Consider the following 6,242-nt stretch of genomic DNA (forward strand, 5'->3'; position numbering starts at 1 on the left):
GGCGGCTCCCCAGAACAGTCTCAGCCTGGAAGTTGGTCACTAGCTAGACACTACCTAACAGCCACAGGCGATAGGCTGAGAGGCCAGAGATGCTGTCGTGGCTTTCATCTTACCTCTCAGCGGTTTTTGAGATGTTGCGAAAAATGCCAGGGAAAAAACACGAAACTATCAAAAAACGTATTGCTTCTTTAGTAGAAATTTATTTAGAATTTTTGGGATTAGATTTTACTCCTACTGGTTCTGTCACCCTAGAAAATGAATTTGAAAAGGTTAAAAGAGAAGGTGATGAATCTTATGAATTGGTAGCAAATAGAAAACATCCTGATTTAGTGATTGAGGTGGTTGTTAGTAGTGGAGGAATTAATAAACTAGAAGCATACAAACGGTTACAAATTCCTGAAGTTTGGTTTTGGATGAATGATGAGTTATTGTTTTATAGTTTAGGAAATGAGGGATATGAGGCTGTTAGTAAATCGCAACTTTTACCGAGTTTAGATGTAGGTTTATTGATGCGTTGTATTGGTATAGAAAATCATGCTCAAGCACTGCGAGAATTTAGAGCAGGGATAAAAATTATTGAATCAACATAACAATAGAAAATGGTAATTTTTTAAGATTTTTTTATCACCATAACTCCAATTTGTGAAAGCGATCGCCTATTGGTAAGCTGTTGTGCATTTAATTTGTATAAGTGGAACAGGCAAGATGCCTGTTCCAGAAGAGTTCAGAATATTAGGATTATACAATTTAGCAGTGTAACAGCTTAGTAAGCTATCGCCTGTGCCGCCAGGCGGGGCAGAACGGCCAACTCATCAATCAAAATGCGGTTCAGATACTTTTTGAGCAGAACCGCCACACATCCGACGACCAGCCGTAAATTATTACTTAACTATGTCCGAAGACGAGGAAATCGTTTTAACACTTTTTCATGGTCTTTGTTCCACTGCTCCTGCATCCTTTGAAGATATTCATCTGAATAAATACCATTGTCCCGCAGATACACACTACTGGTTAGATTAGTAATTACGTTTGCAATAGCTTGTTTAACAAATATTTCACCATGATTGCTAATCCAATCTTCTAAATCTTGAAGACCTGAAACTTTTTTGACAATGCTTTTGCCAGAACTTTTCGCCAAATCAAACAAAGCTCGATTCAAGTGATGATAATAATCCATGATCTACACTCCTTAAAGTTGAAAAATTGGGCTGAATAGTAGAATTTCTAGACAACCCAATTACGTTAGACTTAGACAGTCTTTTTATTATCTTTTGCACTGTTGACCGCTTTAGAGACAGCAGCAACACCAGAACTTGCTGTCACAGCAGTTCCAAGCACTTTAGCTTCTGTCTTATAACCATTAGCGGATAGATTGCTTGTTGCTCCAGTAGTTGCGCCAGCAGCAGCACCAAATTTAGCAGCAGCAATAGCACCAGCCATTGCTGCACCTGCTTTCGCACCCATGAGTCCTCCAATAGGACCAGCAATTGCTGTACCAACAACAGCACCTTTTATTGCGCCAGTAACAGCAGCTTCGACAGCAGAGGGTTTTTGACCACCCTTAGAGCTTGTTGAAGTATTACCACCGTTAGAGCTTGTTGAAGTATTTGAGCTACTGTTGTTCGAGGGATTCCGAGAGCGTTCAAACGCATCAATCATTCCAGTACCAGGCATAATTACTTTCCTCTTAGTAGTTAGTAGGAATTGTTTCTTTTCCTGTAATTACGGTAGCTGTCTTTAATCCTGTATGTCTAGGGAAAAAATGGACACAAATCAAATCTTGTCCTGTCCTGTCCTTCCACCCAGATGATAGAGAATGATGACACAGCTAGTCTCTCTGCTATAGTATAAAAATGTAGCTATACAGCAGGTAGCGTCTCAGTCTGACCTCCAACTGGGAAAACCATCCATTACGTTATTGGTCTGCTATCTCATAGGGAGATCGCAACCGCTGTAACTGATTGAAAAATCCCTAAATAGCTAAGTACCTAAGCAAAATTAATTACACATATCTAACCCCCTCCTTACCTCTTGCCCCTTGCCTTTTGCCTTTCTTCACTGGGAAATTTATTTTGCACGACTACTTATCAACCAAGTCATTGTTACTTCACAAAATTTTTAATTGTGTTATTCAAAAAAAGGATTTAGCCATGCCTAAAATAAAATTGCCTGAAGCAGATTTGATAAGACTGAGAAATTTTCTGGGGGGTCTCAAAGATGAAAATGATAAAAAAATAACTCAAGATGATATGGCAAAAGCTCTGAATTATGGCGACAAAAAAACTATCTACCGCCATGTTTTTGACCGCAACAGTCAAGAAGTAAACAGTGATACTGTTGAACTGATTTGCAAATGCTTTAATATAGATCTTGCCCAGGGTGTTGATCTGGATTTGTGGGAACAACTGAAAAGAAATGTTAAAGCCAAAAATTTAACAGTAAAAATTAGTTACCCTCCTGAGTTCAAATCTTTAATTGAGTCTCGTACTAAGCGATTTGTGGGACGGGAGTTTGTAACTCAAGCTTTCGACGAATTTCAGAAAAATAACGATCGCGGTTACTTTACCGTATTGGGGGAACCGGGTACAGGGAAAAGTGCGATCGCCGCTAATTATGTTGTAAACAATCCGGCGATCTGTTATTTTCATATTGCTAGTCAAGGAAATAATACTCCTGAGAAGTTTTTAAACAGTATTCGAGAGCAACTTATTCAGCATTACAAATTATCTAACGTCAATAGTGCTAATTTAGCCACCCTAGTCAACTTAGTGGCAGAGAAGTTATCATCCAGTGAATCTTTAGTGATTGTGGTGGATGCTTTAGATGAAGTGATACAAGAGGTTGGGGCAGAGAATATTTTATTTTTACCAAGAAACTTACCCCAAAATGTCTATTTCTTTTTAACCAGAAGGCATTATCGAACGGATGGAGAAAGAAGGCTTTTTACAGAAGTAGATACTCCTCAACATGAATTGGATTTACGTCAAATGAAGGATATTTCTCAAAATGATATTAAAGAACGTATTGGGTTATTCCTGAATGACGACCCTAAGTTACAAGAATGGTTAAATCGTAATTCCTATACACCAGATGATTTTATCAAGAAGGTATCTGAAAGGGTTGTTGATAACTTTATGTATTTAGTTTGTTTAATGGACGCACTCACCAGAGAGCAATATACTAATTTTAATTTAAATGATTTACCTACAACTCTCAAAGATTATTATGATTTGCATTGGGAAAGAATGGGCATGAATCGTCCAGAAAACATTCACAAAAAGAAAATTTTATACTTGCTCAAGGAAGCTAGACAAAAAAAAGGAAATATCTATGATGAATTTATTGTGGAGATATTTACCATTGACATTGATATTTTAGATCAAGTAATAACGGAGTGGTATCAATATTTGCGAGAGGAAGAAAATGAGGATTCAATTTATTATGATTTTTATCATCAAAGTTTTTTTGAATATTTAACTCAAAGAAAAGAATCAAATACTGAGCAGAAAATTTTTCGAGAAGTCAATGAAGCTCTAAATCGTTACTGGAAACAAAATGATCCTGATGAATACCAGTTTAATTAGCACTTAATAAACTTGTAGACGACATTTCCTATCTAAAAATGGATAAAAAAGAACGACAATTATATTTAGCGACAGTTCCTAGTAGTGCCTTCGAGTCTGGGAATCTCAGGCGTTACTATGGATGCTTAACCTGTTATCCTTTTATTTCTGATAAATTAAATCATCCGAGTTTTGATGTTCAAGATGTCATAAATGACTATGATTATGTTCATCAATCTGATTTACGGAACCATCCTGATTATGATGCAGAAAGAACGGAAGCCATAAAGCTAATTCAAGAAATGTTTAGGTTATCTGCCCATATTCTAATGGAGCATCCTGATCAGTTAATTCCACAGTTATTAGGTAGGTTATCCTATCCATCTTTGTTAGAAAATTTTTATATTCAATCTTTTCTAGAACAGGCAAAAGCGAAGATAGTTCCACCTGCTTTAATTCCTTATTTAGGAAGTTTACAACCACCAGGTACTGGTTTAATTCGTACTCTTTTAGTTTCTCCTTTTGAGGTAAATAGTATAGCAATAACATCAGATGGAGCCAAGATCATTTCTGCCGCATCTGGAACAGTAAAGGTATGGGACATAGCGACCGGACAAGAATCATTAACTCTCACTAATCCCAATAGCTTGGTGGATAGAGTAGCAGTATCACAAGATGGAACAAAAATTGTTGGTTCTTTTTATACTGATGGGATAGTTAAAGTATGGGATGTCAAGACAGGACGAGAATTACTCGGACTCAACGTTGATAGTTACTGCGTCCATGGAGTGGCGTTGACACCCGATGGAACCAAGATTGTTACTGGTGGTTGGGATCAAAACGTAAAAGTATGGGATATAAAGAACGGAAAAAAATTACTTACACTCACTGGTCATAAAACATGGGTCGAATTTGTGGCAGTAACAGCAGATGGAACCAAGATAATTTCTGCTGACAGTGATTCTACGATCAAAGTGTGGGACATACAAACAGGACGAAAAATACGAACGCTCATTGATTGTTGGAGCGTTAAAGGAATAGCAGTAACATCAGATGGAGCCAAGATTGTCGCCGCCTGTGGAGACGAGACGATAAAGGTGTGGCATATAGATATCAAGATTTGGAATGTGTTAGCAGAGTCACTTTTCTCTAAATTCAACGCTCGTAATAACGAGCTAAGTGGAGTGATCAAAACACCAGATCAAGCAAAAATTGCCCCTATTCTTGGGAATAAGACGGGAAAGCTGTGGGATATAACGAAAAAGGTTTGGGATATGGTGATAGGACGGCCATCCCTCACTCTTACTGGTGGTCATAAATGGAGTCCAAGTGCAGTGACGTTGACACCAGATGCAGCCAAGATTGTTTCTGGTGGTTTAGATGAGACCATAAGAATATGGGATCTAAGGACAGGAGAACAATTAGGCTGCTTGCGCGGTCATAATCAACTAGTAAATGATCTAGCGGTAACACCAGATGGAACAAAGATTGTTTCCGCTAGTAATGATGGTACGGTCAAGATATGGGATACAGAGAAAAGATACGAAATTCGCAACTCGATGCGTTATGTAGGGGTAACACCAGATGGAACAAGGTTTGTTCTTGCTGATTGGGATGGGATGATTAAGATATGGGATATGGAGACAAATCGGGAATTATATGCTTTCACCGCCCCTATCGATCGGGTCAATATGAGAGACAGCACACCGGATAGAACAAAGATTATTTCTGTTTCTAGTGATGAGATAGGAGACACGAAGCCATTTAATATCACGAATAATATAGTGATATGGAATATAGAGACGGGTCACGCATTACTCACCATCACTGGTCATAATAGTGTATTCAATGATGTAGCAGTAACACCAGACGGGGAAAAAATTGTTTCTGCTAGTCGTGATGGGATGGTCAAAGTGTGGGATATAGAGACGGGTCAAGTATCACTCACCCTCGCTGGGCATAATGACGCAGTTACTAGCGTAAAAGTAACACCAGACGGGAAAAAAATTGTTTCTAGTGGTTGGGATAGGACGGTCAAAGTGTGGGATATAGAGACAGGAGAATGTCTTACCACTTTTGTTGGTGAAAGCAGGTTTGGGCAAGTTATCATTTCTTTCGATGGCAAAAAGATATTTGCAAAAGAATTTAATTTGAATAGGGATGGTGTGTTCCATTTTTTAGAATTAATTGTTTAATCTCTAGTGTGAGATAGGGAAGAATTATTTGCGCTCAACCTGTTTAACCCGAAATAGATTTAGGATTTTGGCGATCGCCTCTAGCTCTTGAAAAACAGGATAATTCCGTGAGTAATAATAGAGTAGAGAGTTTATTTGAATAGACATAGACGAAAGACCTGCAAATTGTCTAAATCGAGATATCTAGCTGACATCGTGACTGTGAATTTCTCCACAGTCAATACTAAAAATTTATTTAGAATCATATAGGACTTACGCAAGATGTGACTGAAAACCTTATTCTTGCGTAGGGGTAATTCATGAATTACCCCTACTTTCGTTCCCTTTTGCGTAAGTCCTGTCATACTAGACCTCTTGCATAATTTTTTTATGGTATAATATAAGGTTTTGCTTTTTTCTCAATTCTTAGATTGAAGTGGAAAAAAGAATAAAATGTGATCTTAGGTCAGGAAATCATCTATAATTTTGCTATGTTTATTAGCAA

Annotated in this window: 5 protein-coding genes and 1 pseudogene; 3 read left to right on the top strand and 3 right to left on the bottom strand. The window is 37.8% G+C overall.

Features of this window, described 5'->3' with window-relative positions:
* Positions 1-134: 134 nt before the first annotated feature.
* Positions 135-590: pseudogene (locus O9332_RS08390) on the top strand (Uma2 family endonuclease); the annotation flags it as partial.
* A gap of 299 nt (positions 591-889) precedes the next feature.
* On the opposite strand, the gene O9332_RS08395 reads toward O9332_RS08390, so the two are convergent.
* A complete protein-coding gene (locus O9332_RS08395) occupies positions 890-1,177 on the bottom strand; it encodes a hypothetical protein (RefSeq protein ID WP_002756813.1) in 288 nt (95 codons plus the stop codon).
* A gap of 71 nt (positions 1,178-1,248) precedes the next feature.
* Positions 1,249-1,674, bottom strand: coding sequence for a hypothetical protein (locus tag O9332_RS08400; protein WP_002756814.1), 426 nt, complete (start codon positions 1,672-1,674; stop codon positions 1,249-1,251).
* 476 nt (positions 1,675-2,150) lie between these two features.
* On the opposite strand from O9332_RS08400, the gene O9332_RS08405 reads away from it, so the two are divergent.
* Both O9332_RS08405 and O9332_RS08410 read left to right on the top strand, forming a co-directional pair.
* Entirely contained in the window at positions 2,151-3,584 is a 1,434-nt protein-coding gene (locus O9332_RS08405) for a P-loop domain-containing protein (RefSeq protein WP_002756815.1), read from the top strand.
* Between the two features lie 38 nt (positions 3,585-3,622).
* A complete protein-coding gene (locus O9332_RS08410) occupies positions 3,623-5,758 on the top strand; it encodes a WD40 repeat domain-containing protein (protein WP_288024890.1) in 2,136 nt (711 codons plus the stop codon).
* Positions 5,759-5,782: 24 nt separating this feature from the next.
* Here the strand turns inward: O9332_RS08410 and O9332_RS08415 are convergent, their stop codons facing one another.
* Positions 5,783-5,905, bottom strand: coding sequence for a hypothetical protein (locus tag O9332_RS08415; protein WP_256377568.1), 123 nt, complete (start codon positions 5,903-5,905; stop codon positions 5,783-5,785).
* Between the last annotated feature and the right edge of the window lie 337 nt (positions 5,906-6,242).

It is taken from the genome of Microcystis sp. LE19-10.1B (assembly GCF_027530565.1).
GTDB classification, from domain to species: Bacteria; Cyanobacteriota; Cyanobacteriia; order Cyanobacteriales; family Microcystaceae; genus Microcystis; species Microcystis aeruginosa.